Here is a 26471-nt window from a genome sequence, read left to right as displayed (position 1 = left end):
ATTCAAATTCATCTATGTCGCTCCTCGACCATATCGAATTTTCCGATCTGCGGGTGTTCGTGACCATCCTGCGCACCGGCAGTTTCAAGGCCGCCGCCATCCAGCTTGGCTTGACGCCCTCGGCCACCAGCCATGCCATGAAGCGCTTGGAAGAGCGGCTGTCCACGCAGTTGCTGTACCGCTCCAGCCGCGCGATCTCGCCCACGGCGGCGGGCAGTGAACTGGCGGCCAGGCTGGAGGAGGGCTTCGAGCAGATCGCGCTGGCGCTGGGGCAACTGGAGAGCTCGGCAGAAGGGAGTCTGGGCGAATTGCGCATCAATGTGTTTGCCGATGCTGCGCATCTGTTGATTGAGCCGGCCATTCCCGAGTTCGTGCGCCAGTGTCCCAAGGTCAAGCTCACCATCGTGGTTGATGACAAGCCCATCGACATCGTCAGCGAAGGCTATGACGCCGGCATTCGCTATGGCCACTACGTGCCGGAGGGGATGGTGACTGCGCCGCTCACGCGTGCGCATCGCTGGGTGGCGGCGGCCTCGCCGGACTATCTGGATCGGCACGGGCGGCCACTGACGCTGGAGGACTTGCAGCAGCACACCTGCCTGCAATTACTGTTGGGGGATAACTCCAGCTACCAATGGGAGTTTGGCCGCGGCAAGTACCGCCAGCGTATCCGCGTGCCGGGTCTGGTGACGATCAATAATACCGCCGCCACCATTGCGGCGGCCAAGGCCGGGGTCGGCATCGCCTATCTGCTGGAGGCAAGGATCAGCAAGGAAATCGATGAAGGCTCGCTGGAAGCCATCCTGGAAGAATGGGCCGCCCCCAGCGCGCCTTTTCACATGTACTACAGCAGCCGGCGCCATGCGCATCCGGCGTTGCGCAAGCTGATCGATATCATCCGCTTGCAGCATGGGTTGGCGCGCTTGCGCTAGTGCGCCGCCGACGCCTCTGCCGCACCGGCGCCGCCCTTGGAGGGCTTGATGATCCAGATCAGCGGGATGATGACGATGAAGATCACCGCCGAGACATAGAAGATATCGTTGATGCCCAGCATGGCGGCCTGGAAGGTGATGGTCCGCTCCAGCATCCCGGCGGTCTGCTCGGCGTTCAGTCCCAGAGTGCTGCTGATGTTGTTGACGCTCTCTTGCAGCCACGGACTGTAGGGGGTGGCGTGTTCGGTCAGTTGGGCGTGATGCAGGATGGTGCGATTGTTCCAGGCGGTGGTCGAGATCGAGGTGCCTACCGCCCCGCAGAAGACCCGCACGAAGGACGACAGTCCGGCGGCGGCCGGGATGCGCTCCGGTGGCAGGCCCGAGAGCAACAGCACCGTCAGCGGCACGAAGAACATGGCCGTGGGGATGCCCTGCAAGAGCGTGGGCAGGATCACCGTCATTTGGTCCACCTGCAGGTTGTAGCGCGAGCGCAGCCAGAACACGATGGCAAAGCCGATAAAGGAGGCGGTGGCCACCTTGCGCGCATCCACCAGCGGCAGGAAACGCCCGATCAAGGGCATCAGGATCACCGCGAAGATGCCGATCGGTGCCGTCGAGAGCCCCGAGTCGATGGAGCGATAGCCCAGGTATTGCTGCAGCCATTGCGGTAGGATCACCAGGTTGCCGAAGAAGACGCCATAGCCGATCGAAATGGCAATCGTGCCGCCGGCGAAATTGCGTCGTCCGAACAGGCGCAGGTCCACCACCGGATGGTCATTGTTGAGTTCCCATACGACGAAGTAGGCAAACGCCACCAGCGCGATCAAGCCCAGGGTGACGATGGTGGGCGAAGCGAACCAGTCCAGATCCTTGCCCTTGTCGAGCATGATCTGGAAAGCTGCCACCCAGGTCACCAGCAGCGCCAGCCCGATCTTGTCGATGGGCAGCTTGTGGGTGGGGGTCTCGCGCGAGCGATAGATGGCCAGCGTGACGCCAGCCGCAATCAGGCCCACCGGGATGTTGATGTAGAAGATCCAGGGCCAGGTATAGCTATCGGTGATCCAGCCACCCAGCGCTGGCCCGGCCACCGGCGCCACCACTGCGGTCATGCCCCAGAGCGCCAGCGCGAAGGAGGATTTCGATTTGGGGTAGGCCCCCAGCAGCAGCGATTGCGACAAGGGCACCATGGGGCCGGCCACCAGGCCCTGCAACACGCGCGCACCCAGCAGGATGGGCAGCGTGGGCGCCAGTCCGCACAACCACGAGGCCAGCACGAACAGCAGCACCGAGGTGACGAACAGGCGCACCGCCCCCAGCCGCTGGGTGAGCCAGCCGGTCAGTGGAATGGAGATGGCGTTGGCGGCGGCAAAGGAGGTGATGACCCAGGTACCTTCATCGACAGACACGCCCAGGTTGCCCGAGATGGTCGGGATGGCGACGTTGGCAATGGAAGAGTCCAGCACGTTCATGAACACCGCCAGCGACACCGACAAGGTGCCCAGCACCAGGTTGGCGCCGCTCAGCGGTGGCGGCGGTGTGTAAGGCTTGGGGGGAGTAGGGCTGTTGGCCATGGCTTAAGTCATTGTCCAGTGAAGGCAGCGGTCGCCGATCAGGTGTGCGGCACCATCACCGGTGCGGCGCTGGCCTTGCCCTTGCGCGCCTGCGGCAGGCCGCTGGCGTTGTCGCTGATGATGCGCTCGACGATGGCGTCGGCCTGCTTGTCGAGGTCGTTGTAGACATTGGTCTGGTAATTGGTGGGCACCGCTTCCAGCGTGCGTCCGTCGCCATGGATGTCGACGGTGGCGGTAGTGGACAGGCCGATGCGCAGCGGATGGGCGCGCACCTGCTCAGGATCGAGGGCGATGCGCACTGGCACGCGCTGCACCACCTTGATCCAGTTGCCGGTGGCGTTCTGTGCCGGCAAGAGCGAGAAGGCGCCACCGGTACCGGCCGAGAAGCCGATCACGGTGCCCTTGTACTTGACGCTGGAACCATAGACATCGGCGATCACTTCCACTGGCTGGCCGATGCGGATGTGCTGCAACTGGCTTTCCTTGAAGTTGGCATCAATCCAGATCTGTTCCAGCGGCACGATGGCCATCAACGGATTGCCGGCGGCGATGCGCTGGCCGACCTGCACCGAACGCTTGGAGACGAAGCCCGAGACCGGCGCCACGATGTTGACGCGGGCGTAGTTCAGGTAAGCATTGCGCACGGCGGTGGCGGCCTGCAACACGTTGGGGTGTTCGGTCACGCTGGTGTGGTCGGTCAGGGCGCGGTTGGCGGCGGCAGCGGCACGTGCCTGGTCGAGGGCGGCGCTGGCGCTCTTGAGGGCATCGCGGGCGTGCGAGACGTCTTCTTGCGAGACGGCGCCGGAGGACAAGCCGGCCTGGCGGCGTTGCAGGTCTTCGCGGGCGCGCGCCAGGTTGGCGTCGGCGGCAGCCACGTTGGCCGCCAGCGTGTCATTGTTGAGGAACAGTTGGCGGGTCTGGCGCACTGCCTGGGCCAGCGCGGCCTGTGCCTGGTCCAGGGCCAGTTTGGTGTCGGCGGCGTCCAGCGCCACCAGTGGTTGGCCGAGCTTGACCAGTTGGGTGTCATCGGCCTTGACGGCCACGACCGTGCCGCCGACCTGGGCCGAAATCTGGACCACGTTGCCGCCCACGTAGGCGTCATCGGTTTCTTCGAAGAAGCGCGCGTGCAGGAACCAGTACAGGAAGCAGGCGGCGGCCACGATCACCAGGACCACGGTCAGCAGGATCAACTGGCGGGTGCGTTTGCCATTACCGTTGCCGTTGGCCTTGGCGGGCGGATTGTTTTGGGTGGTGCTGTCACTCATGGAGGACTCCGTTCTATCTCTTTGTAGGCGGTCAGTCGGCCTGGCTGTTGGAACAGGCGGCCGTCCCGGTCACCGGCGGCACGGTGGAGAGGCCGGTGGCGGGATGGATTGGGTTCAAAACTTCACTTCTGGCGCAAGCATTGGTGCCGAGCATGGCCCATCAGTGCGGCGGGGCGGCGCTGTAGGCCAACCCGGCCTGCTGGGCGTCGAAGCCGCCGCCCAGAGCCTTGTAGAGCGCAACCTGCTGCTCGCGGCGCTGCGCCTGCAGGGCTACCAGCGACTGGCGCTGGGCTAGCACACCGGTCTCCGCAGAGAGCAAGGTCAGGTGCGATATCAGGCCCAGCCGATAGCGTTCGCGTGCCAGGTCATGGGCGCGCTCGGCCGCTTGCAGGGCTTCGCGACGGATCGGCAACTGGCGCTCGGTCGAGTGGATCGCCGCGATCTGGCGTGCTACGTCGGCATAGGCATCGTTCAAGGTCTTGTTGTAGATGGCCACGGCCAGCTCGTAGTTGGCGTATTCCCCCTTGAGCCCGGCGCGCAGCGCACCGCCTTCGAAGATCGGCAGCGTGATCGCCGGGCCGAAGGCGATGCTCTTGCTGGCGGCGGTGAAGGGGTTGCTGTCCATGAGGCTGTCGAAGCCGATCATGGCGCTCAGGTTGATGTCCGGGTAGAAGCGGGCCTTGGCCACGTCCACGCCACGGCTAGCGGCTTCCACCTGCCAGCGCGCGGCCACGATGTCAGGGCGGCGACCCAGCAGGTTCAGCGGCAGCTCGGCCGGCAGGGCAGGGGTGGCCAGGTTCTGCAGGGTGGGCGGCGCCAGTTGCAGGCCGCGGTCGGGGCCGCGGCCGGTCAGTGCGCCCAGTTGCTGGCGCAGCAGCACGATCTGGCCGGCGCTCTGCTCCAGTTGGGCGCGCGCATCGGCGCTGCTGGTGCGCGACTGGTTGCGTTCGATCTGGCTGTCCAGGCCAGTCTTGAGGCGCTCGGCAGTGATGCTCTCCAGGGCGCTGCGTTGCTGTACGGTGCGCTGCAGGATGTCCTGCACGGCATATTGCGCAGCCAGTTGGCTGTAGACCGAGACGATGGAGGCGGTCAGCGCCAGGCGCGCTTCCTGTTCACTGGCCTGGGCGGCTTTTTCGCTGGAGATGGCTTGGGCCAGGGCGGCCTGGTTCTTGTTCCACAGATCCAGTTCGTAGCCGACGTTGAGTCCCGCCTTTTTCTCGTTGTACCAGTTGCCACCATAGGGCGGCGGGTAGATCGAGGTGCTGGAGAACTCGTTGCGGATCACCGAGGCTTGGGCATCCACACTGGGCAGCAGCGGTGCCCCGCGTGCTTCGACCAGGGCCGCGGCGGCGCCGATGCGGGCGCGCGCCTGTTGCAGGTTGGGGCTGGAGGCCAGGGCTTCCTGGATCAGCGCCGTCAACTGGGCGTCGCCGAACTGCTGGACCCAGTCGCTGCCCGGCCACTGGCCGTCGGGGGCGCCGGGATTGGGGTCAGACAGGCTGCGCTGGGTGTTGAAGTCGCGCGCCTGCGCCAATTGCTTGTCGCTGCCGATGCCGTCGAAGCTGGCACAGCCAGACAGGGCAAGCGCGCCGATCAGGGCGGCCAGCACGGCGTGGGTGGCGATCACCCGCGGCCGGGAGGCGGGCGACGTGATGCGTTTCATAGAGTTCTCCACGAAGAGTATTGGCGATACGAGTTCTTTTTTTGCGTTTCGCGACCCGCGCCCGGCTGGATGATGGGCAATCGGCCTAGAGGTCTTGTGGCACTAGCCTGATGCGGCGCAATGCGCGGGACCGGATTTACGAGTACTATCCTGGGGTCGGCGAGTAAAAACTCATCTTTCGTATTATACTTGGATATACGAACAATCACTCACGTTGAGAATTCGCATCGGGGGCGGGGCGAATTCCTTATCAAAGCTGCCAATGAAACTGCAACCCAGAAAAGAACCTCGCCAAGCACGTTCGCGGGCGATGGTCGATACCATCCTTGATGCCATGTCGCGCGTGCTGGTCGAGCGCGGTTATGCCAAGACCAATACCAATCTCGTGGCCGAATCGGCGGGCATCAGCGTCGGTTCGCTGTACCAGTATTTCCCGAACAAGGATGCCCTGATCTTTGCCCTGCGCGAGCGCCATGCCACCCGCATGTTGGCGTTGTTCGAAGACGTGGTGGCGCATATCGACGACTCCGGTACGCTCTCCAGCGACTTCGACAAGTTGATCAGCGCGCTGGTGGCGGCCCACCTGTTGGAGCCGGAATTGAACCGCATCCTGGAAGAGGAATTCCCGGCCTACAACCTGCCGGTTTCCACCGAGATTCGCCAGGGCTTCTTCGATGCCATCCGCCGGGTGCTGGAAAAGCATCGCCACAGCATCACCACGCCCGATATCGACGTGGCCACCTTCGTGGTGCAGCGCATGTTGAAGGCGCTCATCAAGGCCGTAGTACTGACCGGCCCGGGCGGGGTGTCGCCGGGCAGCGTGCGGCCGGAGATCCTGCCGGCGGTGATCGGTTATCTGACTGCGCAGCGCAGCGATGCTTGAAGAACTTCAAGAACTTTCACAGGCATAATTACCTAAGTGAAGGTTTGGGCGGCAAACGGCCAGGCGGCCCCGAGATTGGGTTGCCTGGCCGTTTGCGTGTATATTGCCGTGCAACAATTCAGAAACATCCCGATATGAAGGCCAAGGGGCTTGCGTATAGTGCAGGATGCATGATCTGCCTGCCATGCATCAAAGTCCTCGAACCCATTTTCAGTGACAGCAATATGCAGAAAAAGAACATGAGACACGCCGCCGCCAAGTCCGTTTTCCTGATCTGGGCGGCGGCCTGGAGCCTGGGGGCGCAGGCGGCGGAGGTGGCGGTGCAGGTACTGGATAACGCCGGCCAGCCGCTGCCCAATGCGGTGGTCTACGCCGAACCGGCAGGCGGGGCGCCGGCACCGGCCAAGCCGCGCCAGGTCGAGATCGAGCAGAAGAACAAGACCTTCATGCCGCTGGTTACGGTGGTGCAGACGGGGACGCCCATCCTGTTCCCCAATCATGACACCGTGCGGCATCACGTCTATTCGTTTTCGCCGGCCAAGACCTTTGAGCTGAAACTCTATTCCGGTGTGCCGGGCAGTCCGGTGCTGTTCGACAAGCCTGGTACGGTGGTATTGGGCTGCAATATCCATGATGAGATGGTGGCCTATGTGCAGGTGGTCAATACGCCTTATTTCGGCGTCACCGAGCGCAGTGGGTCGGTTCGCTTGGAGAGCTTGCCCAATGGCCGTTATACGCTCAAGGCCTGGTACTTCACCATGGGGCCGAACCAGGCGGCGCTGGAGCAGCCGCTGGAAGTGCAGGGCGATGGTCGGGCCGTCATCAAGCTCAATGTCAAGGCGGTGCCGCTGTAAGGCGCGCATCGCCCATCATCCAGTCAACAGGAAACGGGGCCCGGGTGCGTCTATACCGTTTGGAAAGCAAGATCGTCGCGCTATTCATCATCCTTATCGTGGTGGTGCAAGTGGCCGGCTTCGTGGCGATCAGAACCGCCATCGATCGCAATGCGCGCAGCGCCATCAGTGACGAACTGGTGATCGGCGAGCGCGTCTTCACGCACCTCTTGGACCAGAACGCCCAGAAGCTGACCCAGGGTGCGCGCCTGTTGGCCTCGGACTTTGGATTCCGCCAGGCCATCGGCACTGATGACCGCGACACCATCGCCTCGGTGCTGGCCAACCATGGGGCGCGCATCGGCGCCACCATCGGGATGCTGGTCGGCACCGATGGCCGCATCCATGCCTCCACCCTGGAGCTGGCCGACCCCGAGCTGCAGCGCGTGAGCCTGGAGCTGGTGCGCAAGGCTGGCAATGGCAACGCCAATGGCGCTGCTGAGAGCGCCGTGGTGGGGGACAAGCTGTTCCAGATCGTGGCCGTGCCGGTCAAGGCGCCGGTCACCATCGCCTGGGTGGTGATGGGCTTCCCGGTGGGGCCGGCGCTGGTCAATGACATGCGGGCGCTGTCGCAATTGCAGGTCTCGATCCTGGTGCGCCAGCGTGACAGCGGCAGTTGGGGCAGCGATGTCTCGACCCTGCCGGTTGCCCAGACGCAAATGCTGGCCAGCCAGGCCGGCCACACCGACATGGGCCTGGCCGGTGCCACCGACCTGCAGATTGACGACAACCAGTACCGCGCCCGCATCCTGCCGCTGGCGCGTGCCAGCAATGGCCAGGAAGCGGTGGCCGTGCTGCAGCGTTCGGTCAGCGAAGCCGTGGCGCCTTATCAGCGCTTGCAACTGATCCTGCTCAGCATCACGGTGCTGGGCGTGCTGGTGGCGGCGCTGGCCAGTGCCGTGATGGCACGCCGCATCACCAGCCCCTTGCGCGAGCTGGCGGCGGTGGCCAAGCGTCTGGGGGAGGGCGACTACAGCGAAGGTCTGTACCTGCGGCGCCAGGATGAAATCGGCCGGCTCGGCGCTGCCTTCGAGACCATGCGTTCGGAGATCGCCAACCGCGAACTGAAGATCAGTCGCCTGGCGTACCAGGACCATTTGACTGGCCTGCCCAACCGGGTGCAGTTTGCCGATCTGCTCAAGGAGGCGATTGCCCAGGTCCAGCGCAGTGGCGGGGGCAGTTGTTACATCCTGATGATGGATCTGGACCGCTTCCAGCAAGTCAATGACGTGCTCGGCCACAGCTTCGGCGACGATCTGCTGCGCCAGGTCGCGCTGCGCCTGTCCGGCCAGTTGCTGCACGCGGGCGCCAAGATGGCGCGCCTGGGCGGCGATGAATTCGCCATCCTGCTGCCCGAGGTCGATCTCGATGGTGCATTGGCCCAGGCCACGCATATCCTGCGCGTGCTGGAACAGCCCTTGTCGCTGCAGGAGCAGACGGTGGACCTGGGCGCCGGTATCGGCGTAGCCGGCTATCCCGCGCATGGCCAGACCAGTGGCGAGCTGCTCAGTCGTGCCGAGGTCGCGATGTACACCGCCAAGCGCAAGGGTAGCGGCGTGGTGATCTACGATCCGGCAATCGACCAGAGCAGCCAGGAAAGCCTGTCGCTGTTGTCCGAACTGCGGCGCGCGCTGGAACGCGATGAATTCATGCTATACCTGCAACCCAAGCTGGAACTGGGCACCGGCGCGGTGATCGGGGCCGAGGCGCTGGTGCGCTGGGTACACCCGGAAAAGGGCTTCGTCGGCCCGGACAATTTCATTCCCTTTGCCGAAACCACCGGCTTCATCCGCATGTTGACCCTGTGGATGATGGAAAAGGTGGCCGGCCTGTCGGCGCAATTGCAGGCGCAAGGCCTGTCCTTGAAATTCTCGGTCAATCTCTCCACCCGCGATTTGCTGGACCAGGAGTTGCCAGTCGCATTTGCCGCGATGCTGGAGCGCCATCGCCTGACGCCCGACGCACTCTGCCTGGAAATCACCGAAAGCGCCATCATGGATGATCCGGGACGCGCCCAGAACACCCTGGAGCGACTCTCGGCCATGGGCTTTGCCTTGAGCATCGATGATTTCGGCACCGGTTATTCCTCGCTGGCCTATCTGAAGAGCTTGCCGGTGGATGAACTGAAGATCGACAAATCCTTTGTCATGAAGATGGCGCAGGACCAGGATGACGCCAAGATCGTGCGTTCCACCATCGACCTCGGCCACAACCTGGGGCTGCGCGTGGTGGCCGAAGGGGTGGAAAGCGAGGAAGTCTGGTTCCTGCTGCGGCAGATGGGTTGCGACCAGGGGCAGGGTTATTTCATGGGCAAGCCGATGCCGGTGGAACACTTCCTGGAATGGCGGCAGCAATGGCGCGTACCGCACAGGTCGGCGTTGTCCGGTAACCTGGTCGGCTCAACGCAGCGTCCGGGCATAGCCGGGACGACATGATAATCCCAAGGGGTAGGGGCAGAATGAACAAGACCAACAACAGCGCCGGTTGGACGCTGCTGGCACCGACGCAGCCCGACGCGGTCACGCGTTAGAAAAATATTTTCCGGGGACGGGAATAAAGCTGGACCGCCCCTCGTATACGTCGGCATGGGTATGGCATGACGCGCAACCCGACCACGAAAGGAAATGACATGAGACTGCTCGCAACTTCCCTGCTGGCCTTGGCCTGTGCCTCGGCTTCGTTCACCGCATCGGCCCAGGGGGCAGGTGTCAAGACCATGGATGGCATCCTGGTTGATGCCCACGGCATGACCGTCTACACCTTCGACAAGGACAGTGCCAACAGCGGCAAGAGCGTCTGCAACGGCCCCTGCGCCAAGCTGTGGCCGCCCGTGGCGCCGATGGGCACGCCCGCCGCCCCTTATTCCACCGTGACCCGCGACGATGGCAGCGCCCAACTGGCCTACCAGGGCAAGCCCTTGTACCTGTACGAATCCGACAAGAAACCGGGTGACCGCACCGGTGACAACGTCAAGGACGTCTGGCACATCGTCAAGCCCTGAGGCACCCGGCGCTCGCCATGTTCGGACGTACCACCCGGCAACAGCGACAGCAGCACGAACGTCAGGCCGATGAGCAAGCCATGCTCGCCTGCCTGCCGCGCCTGCGTCGCTACGCCCGCGCCCTGACCGGCGCGCGCGATAGCGCCGACGACCTGGTGCAGGACACGCTGGAGCGCGCCTGGCAACGGCTGGACAGCTACCAGCGCGGCAGTGATATGCGCCCCTGGCTGTTTGCCATCATGCATAACCTGCACGCCGACCAGCGCCGCAAGCCCGCGCTGGCCACGGTGGAGCTGGAGCAGGCCGACGAGGCCAGCGCCACGCCCTTGCTGCCCGACCAAGGCTTGGCACTGGATATGGAAGCCGCACTGCAACGGCTACCGGCCGAACAGCGCGAAGTGCTGCTGCTGGTCGTACTGGAAGAAATGCGTTACGAAGACGTCGCGGTTACCCTGGGCATTCCGGTTGGCACCGTGATGTCGCGCCTCTCGCGTGCCCGTGAACGGCTGCGGCAGTCGATGGATGGGCCCGGTGGCCGTGGCGAAGCCGGCTCGACCCTGAAGGTGGTGAAATGAAGACCCCGGCTGTTTCCGAAGAAGAGTTGCACGCCTATGCCGACGGCCAGTTGCCGGCGGCGCGTGCCAGCAAGATTGCCGCCTGGCTGGAACAGGACCCGGCTCACGCCGACGATCTGCAACGTGTGCGCGCCTGGCGGGCGCAGAACCGCGTTTTGCACGCCCATTACGATCCGGTGCTGGAAGAAGCCCTGCCACCAAGGCTGGCCGCCGCCGTGCTGGCCGGTTCTGGCGACCCCGCGCAACATCGTCGCCAAGCGCCTGCCAATCATTCTTCCTGGTGGCGTTATGCGGCCATGCTATTGCTCACGCTGGCCGGTGGCCTGGGTGGCTGGGTTGCCCATGACCTGGCCGGCAGCGCCAAGGTGCGGGGTGCGCAGGCCTCGGCTCCGGTATTGCTGGCGCACCAGGCGGCGGTGGCGCATACGGTATTCAGCGCTGATATACGGCGGCCGGTGGAAGTTGGCGCTGACCAGGAGCAGGCCCTGGTGACTTGGCTCTCGCGCCGCCTGGGCGCCAACGTGCGCGCCCCCAAGCTGGCCCCGCTGGGTTACGACCTGATCGGCGGCCGTCTGCTGCCGGGCCAGAGCGGACCAGTGGCGCAATTCATGTACCAGGACGCAGCCGGTCAGCGGATGACCTTGTATGTCTCGCATGAGCAGGTACAGAACCGCGACACGGGTTTCCGCTTCGCCCAGGAAGGCAAGGTCAACGTCTTCTACTGGATCGATGGCCAGTTCGGATATGCACTGTCTGCCGGTATCCCCCGCACCGAACTCTCGCGCATCGCCAGCTCGGTCTACGAGCAATTGGCCCCGGTTAGCCCAGCGGTGCGCTGAACGTCGGGCCTTGGTTTACACATGCAAAAGCGGGTAAGGATGGGGTAATCACCGTCAAGAGGCGTCGCTGCCTGCCGCTAACACATTTACCCATGACGTAAAGCCTGATCCACCATGCTGGGGGGAATTGGGAAACATGGACGATCAGGCGGACATCTGGTTCGCGCCCTTCAGACAAGGAGTTTCATATGGAGTTAGCAACGTTGGCCAGCGGTGTGGCCACGGCCTGGTTGGCCGACAAGGCGGCGCAGTCGGTCGGCATCGACCTGGCCAAGGTGGCCAGGACGGCGATGGATGATGTGGTCGGCGCGGCCGCGACCGTGGCGCGCTTACCGGCCAATGTGAACATCGGTCGCATCATCAATACCATCGTCTAGGTGGCGTGGGCGTGTCGCATTGGCGCCTGTACGATCGCACCCCTTGGGGGGGGCGATTTTTTTGGGGTGGGCTTTGGTTCAGACGACCGTGAGCTTCAATTGTCCTACCGTAGCGGTAGCGGGGCACACCCGGATATCGATGTCATAACCCAGTCGATTCAGACAATCCATTAACTTGCGCTCGGAAAGATTGCTGAAGTCACCGCGCATCATGCCCGACACCTTCGGTTGCGGAATCCCCATGCGCTGTGCCGCCGCTTGCTGGGTAAGTCCAAGGGCGCGCATGGCCTTGCGGATTTCGATCACCAGCCCGGTCTTGATGCGCAGCTTGTCGGCCTGTGGCAATCCCAGGTCCGCGAAGACGTTGCTGGTGCTGCGAAGGACTTCGGTTTCTTCAACGATTCTTTTTTGCATGTTTCAATTCCTCGGCTCTTGCTGCGGCCACGTTGAGACGTGGCCGAACGATGTCCATCTCCGTGTGGGGAGTGGCGATGCCGCTTTTGCTCTTTTTCTGAAAGCAATGCAGCACGAACACCGCTTCTTCGAATTTCACCGTGGAGACCGCGCGGTAGGCATTGCCCATTTGGTATTCGACAACTTCCAATACCCCGGCACCGCCGAAACCTTTCAAGACCTTGGCCGTATCGTCGCGCTCTCCCATCTGGGCAAGCGACAGGGCAAAGCCGAAACGCTGACGAACCTCCGCAGGCAGCGCCATCAGATCCTTGTAGCTGCTCGCAATCCACTCGAGCGGCTTCTCATTGGTAAACATCCTAACAGGCTATACCTGTTCGGGTAAATAGCCGTTTCCAGTACTTATTGATCTGCAATCAATCGAAGATCATCGAGGTTTCTGTGGATAGAATTGTCTGTATCTCGAAAATTTTCTTGATTGATGTAAAGAAACAGAGTCCAATGCCGTAAATGAAGCACCGGGCGGCGCACCTTGTTGTCCGGTTTCCCCAAAAGGAGTGATCCATGGACGTCAATCAAATCGCATCGCTGGCTACCAACATGGCCTCGGCGCAGACTTCGGACTCGGTCAATGTGCTGATGCTGAAGAAGGCATTGAACACCCAGGCCGCAGCTGCCGTTGGTGTGTTGCAGGCATTGCCGCCGTTGCCGGCCAATCCGAATATCGGGCGCAACGTCAACACCACCGCCTGAGCGCTTCCACAGGCTTTTGAAAACCGCAGCCGGCCGCGTGCCTGGTTGCGGTTTTTTTCGTTTATGCCCGTGGTTCTGCTGAAGTTTCATTCAGCCATCCATCTTAAAAATAATAATAAATTGGTCAAAAAATAAAATGCCTAATAAATTGGTCTTGTATTTGATGTGATGCCTAATACAATAGTCATATCTAAAAAGAACCATTTAATTGGATCTTGTCATGACCAATCTGCAAGACATCGGCCACCGTATCCGTAGTGCTCGCAAGGCAAGAGGCTTGACCGCCATGGCCTTGGCCGAGCTGACCGGAATGCACCGCAACACCCTGCTGGCACTGGAAACCGGGCGCGGCAATATCGAGCTGGTCAAGCTGCTGGCCTTGTGCGATGCGCTGGACCTGGACCTGCTGCTGCTGCCGCGCCAGGCCGCACCCTTGCGCGCGGCCGAGACCCAGGGCAACGGCAGCCAGACCGAGCTGGGCCAGCGTCTGCAAGCGCTGATGGGGCCGGGAGGTGGCGCATGAGCATGTTGCGTTCGTTGCGCATCCGCCTGGGGCATTGCGAGGTGGGCTCGTTGTTCGCCCTCGATGATGGGCGCTGCTACTTCCGTTTCGACGATGCCTACGCCTTGCAAGGACCGCAGCGCCCGGTACTGTCGCAGCTCTACCTGGCCAGTACCGAAGAGCGCACGCGGGCCCAGTTGCTCGACCCGACACTGGCGGCCAATCGCGGCGATGGCCGGGGCGGCTTGCCGCCATTCTTCCAGAACCTGTTGCCGGAAGGGCAGTTGCGCAAGCACCTGATCCAGCGCGCCGGGCTGGCGCCGGATGATGAATTCGGCCTGCTGGCCTATTGCGGGCGCGACTTGCCGGGCGACGTCTCGGCCCTGGCCGAGGAGCTCGATGAGCGCGAGCTGGGCCGCTTGCTGGGCCAGGGACATGACAGCTACGAGATGAGCTCGGGCCAGTTGCCAGTGCCGGGCGGGGAATCGCTCTCGGGCGTGCAGCCCAAGCTGGCGCTGGTGCAGGAGCCGGGTGGACGCTACGTGATGCGCTCCAAGGATAGCCAGGGCAGCCATTTCATCGCCAAGCTGCCGGCCACCGATTACCCCAACATGCCGCAGGTCGAGTTCGCCGCGTTGACGCTGGCCGCCGCAGCCGGTGTGCAGACCTGTCGCTTCAGCCTGGAGCCGCTGTCGGCCATTGCCGATCACCTGCCATTCGGCTTGCGCAACGATGCCAGCCGCTTTCTGCTGGTGCAGCGCTTCGACCGCGATGCACCCACCCCGACCGGCCGGCTGCACATGGAAGACTTCGCTCAGGTCACCGGTACTGCGCCCGGGGCCAAGTATGTGGGCACCTATGCCGCCATCGGCGTGGTGCTGGCCGAACGCAGTAGCCGCGGGGTGGAGGATGTCTTTGAATTGCTGCGACGCATCAAGGTCAATGAATTGCTGGGCAACTTCGACGCCCACCTGAAGAACTTCAGCCTGCTGTATCACACCCCGCAAGCCGCCGCTCTGTCGCCGGCCTATGACATCGTGGCCTATGCCGCCTACGTGGGCGGGGATGGTCATGCCCTGGCCTTCGTGCCGGGGCAGAAGGGCAAGCAATTGTTGACGCCGGCCATCCTGCGCCAGCTGGCCAATCTGTGGCGCATTCCAGAACCCAGGCTGCAGGCCGTGCTGGTAGAGACGGTCGAGCGCGCCATGACGCAATGGCCGGCCCTGATCGGCGGCCTGCCATTGACCGAGGCCCAGCGTACTAGGCTGCTGGCGCACCTGGAGGCCAATGCCAGCGTGGCCGCCTGGCGCCGTCGTGCTGCGCGCAGAAAGCCCGCCAGCGGGGAGGGTGCATGAGGCCGACCCCGACCCTGCCGATGCGCGATGGTCTGTCGCCCAGTTATCTTTGGTTGCAGCCTGGGCCGTGGCGCGACATGCTGTCCTTCCTGGCCGAACACTTCACGGCGGTGCCGGCCGAGATCTGGCGCGAGCGCCTGTTGCGGGGGGAAGTGCGCAACCAGCGCGGCGAAGACCTGCGCCCGGATTCGGCTTATCGCAGTGGCGACTGCATCTTCTACTACCGCGAATTACCCCAGGGGGAAGAACGCATCCCGGTCGAAGAAAAGATCCTGCACCTTGATGAACACCTGCTGGTGGCCGACAAGCCGCATTTCCTGCCGGTCATCCCGACCGGCCGCTTCGTGCAGGAAACCCTGCTGGTACGTCTGAAGAAAGCTACCGGCCTGCAAGACCTGGTGCCCATCCACCGCCTGGACCGCGAGACAGCCGGGGTGATCGTCTTTTCCCACCAGCGCGCCAGCCGGGGTAAGTACCAGTCCATGTTCCGGGAACGCTCCATGTTCAAGGTATATGAAGCCATTGCCCCGCTGCGCCCGGAACTCCAGCTACCGCGGGTGCATCGCAGCCGTGTGGAAGAACTACCTGAACAATTCTTCAAGATGCACGAGGCCCAAGGTGCACCCAATTCGGAGACCCATATCTCCTTGCTGGAAGCGCGCGGGGAACTGGGTTTGTATCAGCTCGAACCGGTCACCGGCCGGCGTCACCAGTTGCGGGTGCATATGGCCGCGCTGGGTATTCCCATCCTCAATGACCTGTTCTATCCGCACGCCGTGCCGGTAGGGGTGGCCGATGACCTGGACAAGCCCTTGAAGCTGCTGGCGCGTTCGCTCTTCTTCATCGATCCACTCGATGGCAGCGAGCGGCATTTCGTCAGCCAGCGCAGCCTGTGAAGAACGCAAGCGTTTCAGCTTTATTTCAGGCGGCCGACTTCAGTTGATGCAGCGACGCCACCAGGTCGGCAAAGCGTTGGCCCTGGATCATGATGTGCTGGCGCAGCACCTCCACGATCCTCTCGGCGTCGCCGGCAATGATGGCGTCCACCGCGGCCTGGTGTTCATCGAAGGACATCTTGAGTCTGTCCCTGACGCGCAACTGCAGGCGCCGGTAGGGCCGCAGGCGGCGGTGCAGGGCCCGGGCCTGCTCGGCCAGGAAGCTGTTGTGGCTGCCGGCGTAGATATGGTCGTGGAAGGCTTCGTTGAGGTAGAAGTAGGCATCCGGGTCACTGGCGTCGCGCGCCGCCTGGCAGGCCTGGTGCGCCGCCAGCAGCTCGGCATGTTCGGCGGGCGTCATGCGGCGCGCGGCCAGACGGCCGCACATGGCCTCGAATTCGGCCATCACTTCGAACATTTCAATCAATTGCTGTGGACCGATCTCGGCCACGATGGCGCCGCGGCGCGGACGCATCTCGACGATGCCCATCGAAGCCAACTGGATCAGCGCCTCGCGAATGGGGGTGCGCGAGACACCGAACTGCTCGGCCAGCGAGGTTTCATCCAGGTGCTGGCCGGGTGCCAGCTTGCCCACGGCAATCATCTCTTCGATCGATTCGCGCAGGGTTTCAGAACGGGTCTTGGGGGTATCCATGATCAATTGCCTTTAAAGCAAGCATTGTAAAGCGGGGGCGATCCACAGGATTAATGCTTGACAATGTATGCGTTTCCTATGAAATTGTATACACGATGAGAGCATAAAAACACACGTAGTTCCATCAATCCTGGAGGAGACACCCAATGAACACCATGACCCGCCGCCATTTCCTCGGCGCCCTCGCCGCCGCCCCGCTTGCCAGCGCCGTTCCCTCGGTGTGGGCGCAGTCGGCCACGCTGAAGATTTCGCACCAGTTTCCCGGTGGCACGATCACCGAAGGCGACTTTCGCGACCGCCTGGTGCGTACCTTCGCCCAGCAGGTGAGCGAACGCACCAAAGGCGCGCTGAAATTCGAGATCTATCCCGGTTCTTCCCTGATGAAGACCAATGCCCAGTTCTCGGCCCTGCGCAAGGGCGCGCTGGACATGTCGCTGGTGCCGCTGAACTATGCCGGCGGCGAAGTGCCGGAAACCAATATCGGCCTCATGCCCGGCCTGGTGACGTCGTACCAGCAGGGCGCGTCCTGGAAGAATGCTGAAGTCGGCAAGGAACTGGCCCGTGTGCTGGGCGAGAAGGGCGTGGTCATCGTCAGCTGGATCTGGCAAGCCGGCGGGGTGGCCTCGCGCGGCAAGCCCATCGTCGATCCGGCCGATGTGAAAGGTATGAAGGTGCGCGGCGGTTCGCGCGAGATGGACCTGATCCTCAAGGAAGCGGGAGCGGCCGTGGTGACCCTGCCCTCCAATGAAATCTATGCCGCCATGCAGACCGGTGCCATGGATGCGGCCATGACGTCTTCGACCTCCTTCATGTCCTTCCGCCTGGAAGAAGTGGCCAAGGCCCTCACTACCGGACGCGACAAGGCCTACTGGTACATGTTCGAGCCGTTGATGATGTCCAAGGCCGTCTTCGAGCGCCTGCCCAAGGACCAGCAGGCCGTCATCATGGCGGTGGGCGCCGAGATGGAGCAGTTCGCCACCAAGGCCGCCCAGGCCGATGACATCGCCGTGGCCCAGGTGTACCAGAAGGCCGGCGCCAAGGTGGTGGACTTGAACGCGGAGGTGGTCAAGAAGTGGCAGGACATCGCCCGCAATACCGCCTGGAAGGACTTCGCCGGGCGTAATGCCAGCTGCGCCAAGCTGCTGGCCCTGGCGGAGAAGACCCTATGAGCCACGGTTTCGAGATGCCTGGCGCGGCTGCGGCGCGCCCGGTCGTTCCGGCCAGCGCTCCGGTGGCGTGGCTGGCGGCCTTTCTGCGGGCTTACCATCGCGTGGCCGTGTTCCTCGGGATGATCGCATTGCTGGTCACCTCCTGCATCCTGACCTATTCGGTGGTGGTGCGTTACTTCTTCCATCAGCCCACCGACTGGCAGGATGAAGCTTCGGTCTTCATGTTGGTGGGGGTGATCTTCCTGTGCTCGGCCTATGTGCAGTCGCTGCGCGGCCATATCGGCATCGAGGCGCTGGCAGGGCTGCTCTCGCCGCTGGCCAACCAAGTGCGCATGTTCATCGTGGATATGGTGTCCTTGCTGTTCTGTGCCTTCTTCACCTGGAAATCCTGGACCTTGTTCCATGAAGCCTGGGTGGAAGGGCAGACCACTTCCTCGACCTTCGCGCCACCGCTGTGGATTCCTTATTCCCTGATGGCGCTGGGCATGACCATGCTCACCCTGCAACTGCTGGTGCAGGTACTGGTGCGTATTACCGGCACCGTTCCCGCGCCGCAAGCCGGAGGTGCGCAATGAGTCCGCTGACCCTGGGTGTGCTCTATGGCGTGGTCACCATCCTGGTGATGTGTTCGGGAATGCCGATTGCCTTCGCGCTGGGCGTGGTGGCCACTGGCTTCATGTACTTTTTCATGCCGGAATCGTCGCTGGATACCATCACGCAGAACGTCTACGAGGAAATCGCTTCCATCACGCTGCTGTCCATTCCGCTGTTCATCCTGAAGGGGGCTGCCATCGGCAAGTCGCCTGCGGGCAAGGACTTGTACTCGGCCATCCATGCCTGGCTGAACAAGGTGCCGGGCGGCCTGGGCATCGCCAACGTGTTTGCCTGCGCATTGTTTGCGGCCATGGCTGGTTCCTCTCCTGCGACTTGCTCGGCCATCGGTTCGGCGGGCATTCCCGAGATGCGTCGACGCGGTTATTCGCCCGGGTTTGCAGCGGGCATCATCGCCGCCGGCGGTACCCTGGGCATCCTGCTGCCGCCCTCGATCACCATGATCCTGTATGCAGTGGCCGCGGAACAGTCGTTGGGACGCCTGTTCCTGGCCGGTATCGGGCCGGGTGTGCTGCTGGTGATCCTGTTTGCCGGCTATGCCGTCTTCCGTGCGCGCAAGGAGTACAAGCTGGCGCACGCGGTCTATACCGCAGGCGGCGCCAAGTCGGCCTACCTGGATGATGAGCATTTCACGCTGGCGCAGAAGGTGGAAATGCTGCCGCGCGTGCTGCCTTTCCTGATCCTCTTGATCGGTGTGATGGTGGCGCTCTATGGTGGTCTGGCTACGCCCTCCGAGACCGCCGGCCTGGGCGCGCTGCTGGCGCTGGTGTTGATCGCGGTGGTCTATCGCATCTACAAGCCGCGCGAGATTGCACCCTTTCTCAGTTCCACCATCAAGGAATCGGGGATGCTCTTGCTCATCATCGGCATGTCGCTGCTGTATTCCTACGTGATGAGCTATCTGCACATCAGCCAGTCGGCGGCGCAGTGGGTGGTCGACCTGCACCTGTCGAAGTGGCTGCTGCTGGCGGTGATCCTGGCCATGGTGATCGTGCTGGGCTTCTTCCTGCCACCGGTGTCGATCATCCTGATGACCGCGCCCATCATCCTGCCGCCGTTGAAAGCCGCCGGCTTCGACCTGATCTGGTTCGGCATCGTCATGACCGTGGTCATGGAGATGGGGCTGATCCACCACGCCGGTGGGGCTGAATCTGTTTGTGATCAAGAACATCGCACCCGATATCGCCTTGGGCGATGTCATCAAGGGTACGATTCCTTTCCTGGCGCTGATGTTTCTCGCGGTCCTGCTCTTGTGCATGTTCCCGGGCATCGCGACCGTATTGCCTGACCTGTTGATGGGAGCCAAGTAAATGAGCAGTAGCGAACGCGTGTGGAATGCGCGCCAGAAGAACCGTGAACAGCGGCTGGCGCGCGCCACCGCCGCATTGGGAAGCCAGTTGCAGGGCAAGATCGCGCCCGCCGATCAACTGGGCGAACTCCTGTATGCGGTGCTGGAAAACGGTGACCGTGTCTGTGTCGAGGGCAACAACCAGAAGCAGGCCGATTTCCTGGCCAAGGGGCTGGCCGCGCTCGACCCGGCACGGGTGAACGGCTTGCACATGCTGTTCTCGGTGCTGGCCTTGCCGGAACATCTGGACGTGTTCGAAAAAGGCATCGCCGACCGGCTGGACTTTTCCTTCTCCGGCCCGCAAGCCGGTCGCCTGGCCAAGCTGGCCTCGGCCGGCAAGCTTAACATCGGCGCCATCCATACCTACCTGGAACTGTTCGGGCGCTACTTCGTCGACCTGACCCCGCGCGTAGCGCTGGTGGCGGCACAGGCGGCCGACCGCCACGGCAACCTCTATACCGGGCCCAATACTGAAGATACGCCCGCCATTGCCGAAGCCACGGCCTTCTCCAGCGGCATCGTGATTGCGCAGGTGAACGAAATTGTCGATGAGCTGCCACGCGTGGATATCCCTGCGGATTGGGTGAGCTTCGCCATCAAGGCGCCCACGCCGCATTACATCGAGCCGCTGTTCACGCGCGATCCGGCGCAGATTTCCGAGATCCAGGTCTTGATGGCGATGATGGCCATCAAGGGCATCTATGCCGAATACGGCGTGCAGCGGCTGAACCATGGCATCGGTTTCGATACCGCCGCCATCGAGCTGATCCTGCCGACCTATGCCGAATCGCTGGGCCTGCGCGGCAAGATCTGCAAGCACTGGGCGCTCAATCCGCATCCGGCCTTGATTCCGGCCATCGAAGCCGGGTTTGTGGAGTCGGTGCATTCCTTCGGCTCCGAACTGGGCATGGAAGACTATATCCGCGCCCGTCCCGATGTCTTCTTCGTCGGCCCCGATGGTTCCATGCGCAGCAACCGTGCCTTCTCGCAGACGGCCGGCCACTATGGCTGCGACATGTTCATCGGTTCCACCTTGCAGATCGACTTGCAGGGCAATTCTTCCACGGCCACGCTGGGTCGCATCGCCGGATTCGGCGGTGCCCCCAACATGGGTGCGGATGCCAGAGGACGCCGCCACGCCAGCGAAGCCTGGCTCAAGGCTGGTCAGCAGGCGCGTGCCGGTCGCAATACCATCCCGCGCGGGCAGAAGCTGGTGGTGCAGACGGTGGAAACCTTCCGCGAACACATGCAGCCGGCCTTCGTCGAAAAACTCGATGCCTGGCAACTGGGCGAGCAAGCCAAGATGCCGATTCCACCCGTGATGATCTACGGCGATGACGTCACCCACATCCTCACCGAAGAAGGCATCGCCAACCTGTTGCTGTGCCGTACCGAGGAAGAGCGCGAGCAAGCCATCCGCGGCGTGGCTGGTTACACTGCCGTGGGCATGGGCCGCGACAAGCGCATGGTGGAAAACCTGCGCGACCGCGGCATCATCCGCCGCGCCGAAGATCTGGGCATCGACAAGCGAATGGCTACCCGCGACCTGCTGGCGGCCAAGAACATGAAAGATCTGGTGCGGGCTTCCGGTGGGTTGTACAACCCGCCCAAGCGCTTCCGCAACTGGTAAGCCATCTGCAATGAAAGCGACATTATGGAAACTTTGACTTTTCGCTTTGAGCACGGCTCGCGCCGCCTCAAGGCTGCGCCTGAACTGGTCGGTGTGGTTAGCTCCGGCAACCTGGAAGTGCTGATCGAAAACGCGTCCCTCAACGGCGCCTGCGCTATCGAGGTCAAGACCGCTGCGCGCGGCTTCGGCACCATCTGGGAAGCGGTGATGACCGACTTCCAGCAGCGCTGGCAACTGGCCGATACCCGCATTTCCATCAACGACATGGGCGCCACGCCCGCCGTGGTCAGCTTGCGTCTGGACCAGGCGGTGGAAGCCATGGTGGAGGAAGGCCAATGAGCGCGAGCTATCTGGAAGCCACGGCGCGCGAGCGCATCCTGGCGGTACTGGACGCCGGCAGCTTCAAGGAACTGCTGCCGCCGGCCCAGCGTGTGGTGAGCCCGCACTTGGGGCAACTGGACGCACCGGTCTCCTTTGACGATGGCGTCATCATCGGCGAAGGCTTGCTGGGCGGACGTGCCGTGATGGCGGCGGCGCAAGAGGGTGGTTTCATGGGCGGCGCCGTGGGCGAGGTGCATGGTGCCAAGCTGGTGGGCTTGCTCAAGCGCGCCATCGCCCGTCAGGCGGCTGGCGTGATCCTGCTGCTGGAAACCGGCGGGGTGCGGCTGCATGAAGCCAACGCCGGTCTCATCGCCGTCTCCGAGGTGATGCGCGCCGTGCTGGAGGCGCGCGCCGCTGGTATCCCGGTGATCGTGCTGGTGGGCGGCGCCAATGGCTGCTTCGGCGGCATGGGCATCGTGGCGCGCTGCGCCAATACCATCATCATGTCCGAAGAAGGACGGCTGGCCATGTCCGGTCCCGAGGTGATCGAGACGGCCAATGGCGTGGAAGAATTCGATTCGCGCGACCGTGCGCTGGTCTGGCGCACCACGGGCGGCAAGCATCGCTACCTGATCGGCGACTGCCAGCAACTGGTGGGCGATGACACCGAGGCCTTCCGCGCCGCCGCCATCGCTGCGCTGGCCCAGGCCGGCGACGTGCCCTTGACGTTGGCCGCGCTGGAAGCCGAACAGGACATGCTGCGCCGTCGCATCGCCGCCTTCGGCCATGCCGAGGATCCGATGGACATCTGGGCCGAGCTGGGCGTGTCCCAGCCGGAAGTGGTGCCGATGCTGGAAGCCGGCGCCTTCACCGCCATGGCCGAGCGCCTGCGCATTGCCGCCAAGGCCTGAGAGGAATCCATGAATCAAACTGTCACTCCCCCCCAGGTCGACTGGCGCGCGCTCGCGCAAGAGCTGTTCCCGCAAGGTCATGCCATCACCGAGCAGGAGTATTTCCTCTCCGGCACGGCCCAGGTCGACGGCAGCACCGTCACCGTGGTCGGCACCACCGGCCACACGCCCATCGGCATCGAGATTGCCCTGGCCCAGGCCAGCGTGATCCTGCAGACGGTGCGTGAGCATCCGGGCCGGCCCATCGTGATCCTGGTCGATACGCAAGGCCAGCGCCTGCGCCACCGTGATGAAATGCTGGGCATCAACAGCTACATGGCGCACCTGGGCAAGTGCGTGGAACTGGCGCGCCGCCAGGGCCATCGTGTCATCGGCCTGGTGTATGACCAGGCGCTGTCGGGTGGCTTCATCACCAGCGGACTCATCGCCGATGCCTGCTATGCCTTGCCAGCGGCCACCATCCGCGTCATGGGCTTGCCGGCCATGGCGCGCATCACCAAGGTGCCGCAAGAGCGGCTCACTGAACTGGCCAAGAGCAATCCGGTGTTCGCCCCCGGCCCGGAAAACTATCTGCGCATGGGGGGCGTGGCCGAGATCTGGAACGGCGACCTGGCCCAGGCCCTGTCGCAGGCGCTGGCCGTAGACCGCAGCGCCGACACCCGCGCCGCCATTGGCCTGGAGCGGGGCGGCCGCAAGTGGGCGCAGCGGGTCATCGAGGCGGTGGTCCACGACACACCGCTCAACGGATGATTGCGCCCGCGTCTTGCCTGGCGCAGTCACGCCACCACCTGCTCTGGTTGAGCGAGTCGGCCTGGGTGCGACTGCAGGCCCAGTGCAGCGATGCGCGCCAGGTGGCGGCACTGGCGCACTGGCAGCGGATGCGCTGGCCGGTCATCGTGCGACGTCTGGAGGGGGGCGTGGCAGACGATGAGATCTGCGTGGGCATTGCCCTGCCACCGGACGCCCAGGGCAACAAGCCGCGCATCGCCTTGCGCGTGCAGGCGCAAGAAGTCGTGGCGCGTCATGCGCCGTTCCTGTTGCGCGACATCGTGGCGGCGCATCTGTCGGGCTTGCCGTCGGCATGGCAGAGCGGCCTGGACCAGTTGCAGCAACACATGGCACGGGCCGGCATCACGCTGGCCGTGTTCGGTTCGCTGGCTTGGCAGGCGCTCACCGCCGAGCCCTATCTGCGCAGCAGTTCGGACATCGACCTGCTGTTCCAGCCACGTAGCCTGGCCCAGCTGGAAGCCGGCGTGCGTCTCCTGGCGTGGCAGGCGATGTTCCTGCCGCTGGATGTTGAAGTCATGTTCCCCGAGGGGGCTGCGGTGTCCTGGAAGGAGTGGCGCCAGGTCGCAGTCCTGGGCAATGGTGGCGAGGGCAGGGTGCTGGTCAAGCGCGCTGCCGGCGTCGCCCTGGAGCGGGTCGCCACCCTCATCGCCAGCCTGCCGCAAGAGGAGTCGCAGTCGTGCGCCGCCTGATCGATCACCCGGCGCTGCTGGCGCCGCCCCTGCCTCATCTGCAGCACAATGCGGCGCACGAGCACCGGGCATTCTGTCGCCTGCTGGCCCGGCTGGCGCTGCGCAGCCTGCATCAGGAACTGGTGCTCTATCCCAAGCCTGGCCTGGTCTCGCGCGTGGACAATGGCAGTCATGCCGACATGACCGCCGAGACCTTCCTGCGCAGTCTGTTCGCTCTGCGCCATTACTTCTTCCAGATCGCCACTGCCGGGCTGGAGGGCGCGCCCTTCCACACCCTGCAACGCCTGGCGGTACGCGCCGAAGAACGCATGTTGCGCGCCACGGGGGGCGTCAACACGCATCGTGGCGCCATCTTCGCGCTGGGCATGTTGTGTGCGGCCATGGCTTGTTGCCGGGGCCGGCGCTTGCCTTTGCAGCCGGCCACCGTCCGTGCCACCTTGCTGATCCAGTGGGGCGATGCGCTGGCGCGCCATAGCGCAGCCATTCCCGGCGAGTCCCACAGCCATGGCCAGCGCGTAGCTGCCCGACATGCCGTGGGCGGGGCGCGCGAAGAGGCGGCGCTGGGCTTTCCGTCCGTTTTCGAGGTGGCTTTGCCGCAATTGCAGGCCACGCTGGCACAGGGGCGCGATGCGTATCACGCCAGGATCGACACCCTGTTTGCCCTGATGGCGCAATTGAGCGATACCAATGTCTACCATCGCGGCGGGGCCGAGGGCGCCGCACTGGTGCGTGAGCGCAGCGCTGCCTTCCTGGCTGCGGGCGGCACGGCTCGCCCCGGTTGGCAAGAGGATGCTGTGGATTGTCATCGACTCTTCGTGGCCCGGCGCCTGTCACCGGGCGGTGCCGCCGACCTGCTGGCGGCGGCTTGCCTGGTACACCAGGCAAGCTCGCTGGAGGCCGAGGGGCGATGAGCATGAGGCTGGCCATTCTTTGTCCGGGGCAGGGGGCGCAGCACGCCGGCATGTTCGACCTGCTGCGCGAGGATGCCCAGGCCGCGGCCTTCCTGGCGCAGTGTCCATTGCGCGATCAGCTCCAGGCACCACTGGAACAGGTGCTCAATGATCCCGCCCAACGCTACGCCAACCGCAACGCCCAGCCGCTGATCGTGGCAGCGCAACTGGCGGCGTGGCAGGCGCTACGTGCGCCGTTAAGCGCCATCGCGGGCGCACCCACCCTGGTGGCGGGCTATAGCGTGGGCGAGTTGTCGGCCTACGCGGTGGCCGGTGTCATCGCCGCCGAGGACACCGTCGCGCTGGCCGCACAGCGCGCTGCGGCCATGACGCAGGCTGCCAGCGCATATCCGGGACAAGGGCTGATGGCCATTGGTGGTGTCGCCATCGATAGCGTGCAAGCCTGCCTGGCGCGCCATGGCGGCTTCGTGGCCATCGTCACTGGTGAGGACTCGCTCATCGCCGGTGGCTCCGATGCGGCCTTGCACGCGGCCGCCGCCGAGCTGGCCGGGCAGGGCGCGCGCAACTCGGCCTTGCCGGTCGGGCTGGCTTCACACACGCCATTGATGCAGGCTGCCGTAGCACCTTTCTCTGCGCACCTCGATGCACTGGCATTGCGTTCTCCCGCGCTGACCTTGCTGGCCGGTGTCACAGGGCACACCGTCAGCGACAGCGCCCAGGCGCAAGCGCTGCTGCTGCGCCAACTGTGCGAGCCCATCCAGTGGTCGGCCTGCATGGATGCCTGCGCCGAGCGGGGCGTGAACGTGGCGCTGGAACTGGGCCCCGGTGCGGCCCTCTCGCGCATGTTGCGCGAGCGCCATCCGCACATCGCCTGCCGTTCGCTGGCGGACTTCCGCAGCCTCAACGGGGCGCTGGCCTGGTTGCGTCGGCAAGCCGACTGAGCCGATGAGGTATATCAAGTCATCGACTCGATTGCCGACTTGCGCGCTGGCATCCGGGCGCTGCCGGTGCTATCTTGAATCCATATCTTCATATCTTCCCAAAGCGGCATGACCGTTTCTGTCAGATCAGGCTGACAGTGCAACACGCTTTATGCATTCCTTGACGACCACGCTGCGAACCAATGCCAGGTCGTCCAGTCGCATCTTCAAGCCATGCCTGGCCGGGTGTCGGGCATGGCCATTGATCAACCCGACCAGGAGGCCCCAGTATGAAAGTCGATGTGTACAAGCGCCCGGACGGCGACGGATTGTTTTCCTATCTTGTCCTGCCCCACGAAGAAGCCCTGCCGGATGAAGTCGCCAATACCGACTGGCTGCTCCATGAACAGAACGTGGACTTCGAGCGCGATGGCAAGCGGCACTTCACGCTGGAGGCGGAAGACGCCTTCATGCAGATCGGCGAGAAGGGCTATGCCATCACCCATCTGAACGAACGCAGCGAGGACGGTGCGGCCTGATAAGCAGGTTTAAGCAGGC

Annotated in this window: 29 protein-coding genes and 1 pseudogene; 23 read left to right on the top strand and 7 right to left on the bottom strand. The window is 63.7% G+C overall.

Features of this window, described 5'->3' with window-relative positions:
• Positions 1-14: 14 nt before the first annotated feature.
• The gene (locus RC54_RS14930) at positions 15-932 is read left to right on the top strand and encodes a LysR family transcriptional regulator (protein ID WP_061789512.1); all 918 of its coding nucleotides are present in this window, start codon (positions 15-17) and stop codon (positions 930-932) included.
• Here the strand turns inward: RC54_RS14930 and RC54_RS14925 are convergent.
• The 4 genes from RC54_RS14925 to RC54_RS14915 are packed head-to-tail and all read right to left on the bottom strand — an operon-like array spanning position 929 to position 5431.
• A complete protein-coding gene (locus tag RC54_RS14925) occupies positions 929-2503 on the bottom strand; it encodes a DHA2 family efflux MFS transporter permease subunit (protein WP_058895887.1) in 1575 nt (524 codons plus the stop codon). The two genes, RC54_RS14930 and RC54_RS14925, sit on opposite strands and share 4 nt — an antisense overlap.
• Before the next feature lie 38 nt (positions 2504-2541).
• The gene (locus tag RC54_RS14920; protein ID WP_061789513.1) at positions 2542-3768 is read right to left on the bottom strand and encodes an HlyD/EmrA/EmrK family protein; all 1227 of its coding nucleotides are present in this window, start codon (positions 3766-3768) and stop codon (positions 2542-2544) included.
• A 31-nt stretch (positions 3769-3799) separates the two neighbouring features.
• On the bottom strand, positions 3800-3922 hold the full coding sequence (locus RC54_RS25890; protein ID WP_255220993.1) for a hypothetical protein: 123 nt from the start codon (positions 3920-3922) through the stop codon (positions 3800-3802).
• Between the two features lie 6 nt (positions 3923-3928).
• On the bottom strand, positions 3929-5431 hold the full coding sequence (locus tag RC54_RS14915) for an efflux transporter outer membrane subunit (protein ID WP_061789514.1): 1503 nt from the start codon (positions 5429-5431) through the stop codon (positions 3929-3931).
• Positions 5432-5693: 262 nt separating this feature from the next.
• Here RC54_RS14915 and RC54_RS14910 point away from each other — a divergent pair, with 262 nt between their 5' ends.
• The 7 genes from RC54_RS14910 (at position 5694) to RC54_RS14880 (ending at position 11999) form a co-directional block, all read left to right on the top strand.
• Positions 5694-6314: a TetR/AcrR family transcriptional regulator gene (locus tag RC54_RS14910; protein WP_058895884.1), complete on the top strand. Its 621-nt coding sequence runs from the start codon at positions 5694-5696 to the stop codon at positions 6312-6314.
• A gap of 170 nt (positions 6315-6484) precedes the next feature.
• Entirely contained in the window at positions 6485-7168 is a 684-nt protein-coding gene (locus RC54_RS14905) for a methylamine utilization protein (protein ID WP_061789515.1), read from the top strand.
• A 44-nt stretch (positions 7169-7212) separates the two neighbouring features.
• Positions 7213-9642 (top strand): putative bifunctional diguanylate cyclase/phosphodiesterase, encoded by a 2430-nt coding sequence (locus tag RC54_RS14900; protein WP_061789516.1) that lies wholly within the window; start codon positions 7213-7215, stop codon positions 9640-9642.
• A gap of 194 nt (positions 9643-9836) precedes the next feature.
• Entirely contained in the window at positions 9837-10208 is a 372-nt protein-coding gene (locus RC54_RS14895) for a COG4315 family predicted lipoprotein (protein WP_017450282.1), read from the top strand.
• A 17-nt stretch (positions 10209-10225) separates the two neighbouring features.
• Entirely contained in the window at positions 10226-10783 is a 558-nt protein-coding gene (locus RC54_RS14890) for an RNA polymerase sigma factor (protein ID WP_058895881.1), read from the top strand.
• Positions 10780-11622 carry an anti-sigma factor family protein gene (locus tag RC54_RS14885; protein WP_061789517.1) on the top strand — a complete coding sequence of 281 codons (843 nt, stop codon included), beginning with the start codon at positions 10780-10782 and terminating at the stop codon, positions 11620-11622. The genes RC54_RS14890 and RC54_RS14885 overlap by 4 nt, the downstream gene beginning before the upstream one ends.
• Before the next feature lie 188 nt (positions 11623-11810).
• Complete coding sequence (locus tag RC54_RS14880) at positions 11811-11999, top strand: hypothetical protein (RefSeq protein ID WP_017450285.1); 189 nt, start codon at positions 11811-11813, stop codon at positions 11997-11999.
• A gap of 78 nt (positions 12000-12077) precedes the next feature.
• Here RC54_RS14880 and RC54_RS14875 read toward each other — a convergent pair whose 3' ends face one another.
• Positions 12078-12413 (bottom strand): helix-turn-helix domain-containing protein, encoded by a 336-nt coding sequence (locus tag RC54_RS14875; protein WP_017450286.1) that lies wholly within the window; start codon positions 12411-12413, stop codon positions 12078-12080.
• Positions 12394-12771 (bottom strand): type II toxin-antitoxin system RelE/ParE family toxin, encoded by a 378-nt coding sequence (locus RC54_RS14870; protein WP_061789518.1) that lies wholly within the window; start codon positions 12769-12771, stop codon positions 12394-12396. Before RC54_RS14870 ends, RC54_RS14875 begins: the two co-directional genes overlap by 20 nt.
• A gap of 206 nt (positions 12772-12977) precedes the next feature.
• Here RC54_RS14870 and RC54_RS14865 point away from each other — a divergent pair, with 206 nt between their 5' ends.
• The 4 genes from RC54_RS14865 (at position 12978) to RC54_RS14850 (ending at position 15919) form a co-directional block, all read left to right on the top strand.
• A complete protein-coding gene (locus tag RC54_RS14865; protein ID WP_058895878.1) occupies positions 12978-13166 on the top strand; it encodes a YjfB family protein in 189 nt (62 codons plus the stop codon).
• Between the two features lie 220 nt (positions 13167-13386).
• Positions 13387-13689 carry a helix-turn-helix domain-containing protein gene (locus RC54_RS14860; RefSeq protein ID WP_058895877.1) on the top strand — a complete coding sequence of 101 codons (303 nt, stop codon included), beginning with the start codon at positions 13387-13389 and terminating at the stop codon, positions 13687-13689.
• Positions 13686-15023 carry a type II toxin-antitoxin system HipA family toxin gene (locus RC54_RS14855; RefSeq protein WP_061789519.1) on the top strand — a complete coding sequence of 446 codons (1338 nt, stop codon included), beginning with the start codon at positions 13686-13688 and terminating at the stop codon, positions 15021-15023. Before RC54_RS14860 ends, RC54_RS14855 begins: the two co-directional genes overlap by 4 nt.
• On the top strand, positions 15020-15919 hold the full coding sequence (locus RC54_RS14850) for a pseudouridine synthase (protein WP_017450291.1): 900 nt from the start codon (positions 15020-15022) through the stop codon (positions 15917-15919). The genes RC54_RS14855 and RC54_RS14850 overlap by 4 nt, the downstream gene beginning before the upstream one ends.
• Before the next feature lie 25 nt (positions 15920-15944).
• Here RC54_RS14850 and RC54_RS14845 read toward each other — a convergent pair whose 3' ends face one another.
• Positions 15945-16613: a GntR family transcriptional regulator gene (locus tag RC54_RS14845; RefSeq protein WP_061789520.1), complete on the bottom strand. Its 669-nt coding sequence runs from the start codon at positions 16611-16613 to the stop codon at positions 15945-15947.
• Positions 16614-16759: 146 nt separating this feature from the next.
• Between RC54_RS14845 and dctP the strand changes: the two genes are divergently transcribed.
• The 11 genes and pseudogenes from dctP (at position 16760) to RC54_RS14790 (ending at position 26452) form a co-directional block, all read left to right on the top strand.
• A complete protein-coding gene (gene dctP, locus RC54_RS14840) occupies positions 16760-17782 on the top strand; it encodes a TRAP transporter substrate-binding protein DctP (RefSeq protein WP_058895874.1) in 1023 nt (340 codons plus the stop codon).
• A complete protein-coding gene (locus tag RC54_RS14835; protein ID WP_061789521.1) occupies positions 17779-18357 on the top strand; it encodes a TRAP transporter small permease in 579 nt (192 codons plus the stop codon). The genes dctP and RC54_RS14835 overlap by 4 nt, the downstream gene beginning before the upstream one ends.
• Positions 18354-19704 (top strand): annotated as a pseudogene (locus RC54_RS14830) (TRAP transporter large permease). Before RC54_RS14835 ends, RC54_RS14830 begins: the two are co-directional and overlap by 4 nt.
• The gene (mdcA, locus tag RC54_RS14825; RefSeq protein WP_058895872.1) at positions 19705-21372 is read left to right on the top strand and encodes a malonate decarboxylase subunit alpha; all 1668 of its coding nucleotides are present in this window, start codon (positions 19705-19707) and stop codon (positions 21370-21372) included. It abuts the pseudogene before it with no gap.
• A gap of 24 nt (positions 21373-21396) precedes the next feature.
• Positions 21397-21711, top strand: a complete 315-nt coding sequence (gene mdcC, locus RC54_RS14820; RefSeq protein ID WP_017450297.1) for a malonate decarboxylase acyl carrier protein — start codon at positions 21397-21399, stop codon at positions 21709-21711.
• Entirely contained in the window at positions 21708-22604 is an 897-nt protein-coding gene (locus tag RC54_RS14815; protein ID WP_058895870.1) for a biotin-independent malonate decarboxylase subunit beta, read from the top strand. Before mdcC ends, RC54_RS14815 begins: the two co-directional genes overlap by 4 nt.
• A 9-nt stretch (positions 22605-22613) precedes the next feature.
• Complete coding sequence (mdcE, locus tag RC54_RS14810) at positions 22614-23354, top strand: biotin-independent malonate decarboxylase subunit gamma (protein ID WP_058895869.1); 741 nt, start codon at positions 22614-22616, stop codon at positions 23352-23354.
• The gene (gene mdcG / locus RC54_RS14805) at positions 23351-24082 is read left to right on the top strand and encodes a malonate decarboxylase holo-[acyl-carrier-protein] synthase (RefSeq protein ID WP_061789522.1); all 732 of its coding nucleotides are present in this window, start codon (positions 23351-23353) and stop codon (positions 24080-24082) included. The genes mdcE and mdcG overlap by 4 nt, the downstream gene beginning before the upstream one ends.
• Complete coding sequence (gene mdcB / locus RC54_RS14800) at positions 24070-24993, top strand: triphosphoribosyl-dephospho-CoA synthase MdcB (RefSeq protein ID WP_061789523.1); 924 nt, start codon at positions 24070-24072, stop codon at positions 24991-24993. The genes mdcG and mdcB overlap by 13 nt, the downstream gene beginning before the upstream one ends.
• Positions 24990-25934 carry an acyltransferase domain-containing protein gene (locus tag RC54_RS14795; RefSeq protein ID WP_061789524.1) on the top strand — a complete coding sequence of 315 codons (945 nt, stop codon included), beginning with the start codon at positions 24990-24992 and terminating at the stop codon, positions 25932-25934. Before mdcB ends, RC54_RS14795 begins: the two co-directional genes overlap by 4 nt.
• A 269-nt stretch (positions 25935-26203) precedes the next feature.
• On the top strand, positions 26204-26452 hold the full coding sequence (locus tag RC54_RS14790; protein ID WP_058895865.1) for a DUF6139 family protein: 249 nt from the start codon (positions 26204-26206) through the stop codon (positions 26450-26452).
• Positions 26453-26471 lie beyond the last annotated feature (19 nt).

Origin of the sequence: Herbaspirillum rubrisubalbicans (genome assembly GCF_003719195.1) — a bacterium.
GTDB lineage: Bacteria > Pseudomonadota > Gammaproteobacteria > Burkholderiales > Burkholderiaceae_D > Herbaspirillum > Herbaspirillum rubrisubalbicans.
The sequence above is the reverse complement of the archived record's forward strand: the minus strand, read 5'-3'. Positions and strand labels throughout refer to the sequence as shown.

What these genes read in the sequence shown, in the direction of transcription:
- RC54_RS14930 (WP_061789512.1), top strand. Translation starts at nt 15, where the DNA reads ATGTCGCTCCTCGACCATATCGAATTTTCCGATCTGCGGGTGTTCGTG.
- RC54_RS14925 (WP_058895887.1), bottom strand. Translation starts at nt 2,503, where the DNA reads ATGGCCAACAGCCCTACTCCCCCCAAGCCTTACACACCGCCGCCACCG.
- RC54_RS14920 (WP_061789513.1), bottom strand. Translation starts at nt 3,768, where the DNA reads ATGAGTGACAGCACCACCCAAAACAATCCGCCCGCCAAGGCCAACGGC.
- RC54_RS25890 (WP_255220993.1), bottom strand. Translation starts at nt 3,922, where the DNA reads ATGCTCGGCACCAATGCTTGCGCCAGAAGTGAAGTTTTGAACCCAATC.
- RC54_RS14915 (WP_061789514.1), bottom strand. Translation starts at nt 5,431, where the DNA reads ATGAAACGCATCACGTCGCCCGCCTCCCGGCCGCGGGTGATCGCCACC.
- RC54_RS14910 (WP_058895884.1), top strand. Translation starts at nt 5,694, where the DNA reads ATGAAACTGCAACCCAGAAAAGAACCTCGCCAAGCACGTTCGCGGGCG.
- RC54_RS14905 (WP_061789515.1), top strand. Translation starts at nt 6,485, where the DNA reads ATGATCTGCCTGCCATGCATCAAAGTCCTCGAACCCATTTTCAGTGAC.
- RC54_RS14895 (WP_017450282.1), top strand. Translation starts at nt 9,837, where the DNA reads ATGAGACTGCTCGCAACTTCCCTGCTGGCCTTGGCCTGTGCCTCGGCT.
- RC54_RS14890 (WP_058895881.1), top strand. Translation starts at nt 10,226, where the DNA reads ATGTTCGGACGTACCACCCGGCAACAGCGACAGCAGCACGAACGTCAG.
- RC54_RS14885 (WP_061789517.1), top strand. Translation starts at nt 10,780, where the DNA reads ATGAAGACCCCGGCTGTTTCCGAAGAAGAGTTGCACGCCTATGCCGAC.
- RC54_RS14880 (WP_017450285.1), top strand. Translation starts at nt 11,811, where the DNA reads ATGGAGTTAGCAACGTTGGCCAGCGGTGTGGCCACGGCCTGGTTGGCC.
- RC54_RS14875 (WP_017450286.1), bottom strand. Translation starts at nt 12,413, where the DNA reads ATGCAAAAAAGAATCGTTGAAGAAACCGAAGTCCTTCGCAGCACCAGC.
- RC54_RS14870 (WP_061789518.1), bottom strand. Translation starts at nt 12,771, where the DNA reads ATGTTTACCAATGAGAAGCCGCTCGAGTGGATTGCGAGCAGCTACAAG.
- RC54_RS14865 (WP_058895878.1), top strand. Translation starts at nt 12,978, where the DNA reads ATGGACGTCAATCAAATCGCATCGCTGGCTACCAACATGGCCTCGGCG.
- RC54_RS14860 (WP_058895877.1), top strand. Translation starts at nt 13,387, where the DNA reads ATGACCAATCTGCAAGACATCGGCCACCGTATCCGTAGTGCTCGCAAG.
- RC54_RS14855 (WP_061789519.1), top strand. Translation starts at nt 13,686, where the DNA reads ATGAGCATGTTGCGTTCGTTGCGCATCCGCCTGGGGCATTGCGAGGTG.
- RC54_RS14850 (WP_017450291.1), top strand. Translation starts at nt 15,020, where the DNA reads ATGAGGCCGACCCCGACCCTGCCGATGCGCGATGGTCTGTCGCCCAGT.
- RC54_RS14845 (WP_061789520.1), bottom strand. Translation starts at nt 16,613, where the DNA reads ATGGATACCCCCAAGACCCGTTCTGAAACCCTGCGCGAATCGATCGAA.
- dctP (WP_058895874.1), top strand. Translation starts at nt 16,760, where the DNA reads ATGAACACCATGACCCGCCGCCATTTCCTCGGCGCCCTCGCCGCCGCC.
- RC54_RS14835 (WP_061789521.1), top strand. Translation starts at nt 17,779, where the DNA reads ATGAGCCACGGTTTCGAGATGCCTGGCGCGGCTGCGGCGCGCCCGGTC.
- mdcA (WP_058895872.1), top strand. Translation starts at nt 19,705, where the DNA reads ATGAGCAGTAGCGAACGCGTGTGGAATGCGCGCCAGAAGAACCGTGAA.
- mdcC (WP_017450297.1), top strand. Translation starts at nt 21,397, where the DNA reads ATGGAAACTTTGACTTTTCGCTTTGAGCACGGCTCGCGCCGCCTCAAG.
- RC54_RS14815 (WP_058895870.1), top strand. Translation starts at nt 21,708, where the DNA reads ATGAGCGCGAGCTATCTGGAAGCCACGGCGCGCGAGCGCATCCTGGCG.
- mdcE (WP_058895869.1), top strand. Translation starts at nt 22,614, where the DNA reads ATGAATCAAACTGTCACTCCCCCCCAGGTCGACTGGCGCGCGCTCGCG.
- mdcG (WP_061789522.1), top strand. Translation starts at nt 23,351, where the DNA reads ATGATTGCGCCCGCGTCTTGCCTGGCGCAGTCACGCCACCACCTGCTC.
- RC54_RS14795 (WP_061789524.1), top strand. Translation starts at nt 24,990, where the DNA reads ATGAGCATGAGGCTGGCCATTCTTTGTCCGGGGCAGGGGGCGCAGCAC.
- RC54_RS14790 (WP_058895865.1), top strand. Translation starts at nt 26,204, where the DNA reads ATGAAAGTCGATGTGTACAAGCGCCCGGACGGCGACGGATTGTTTTCC.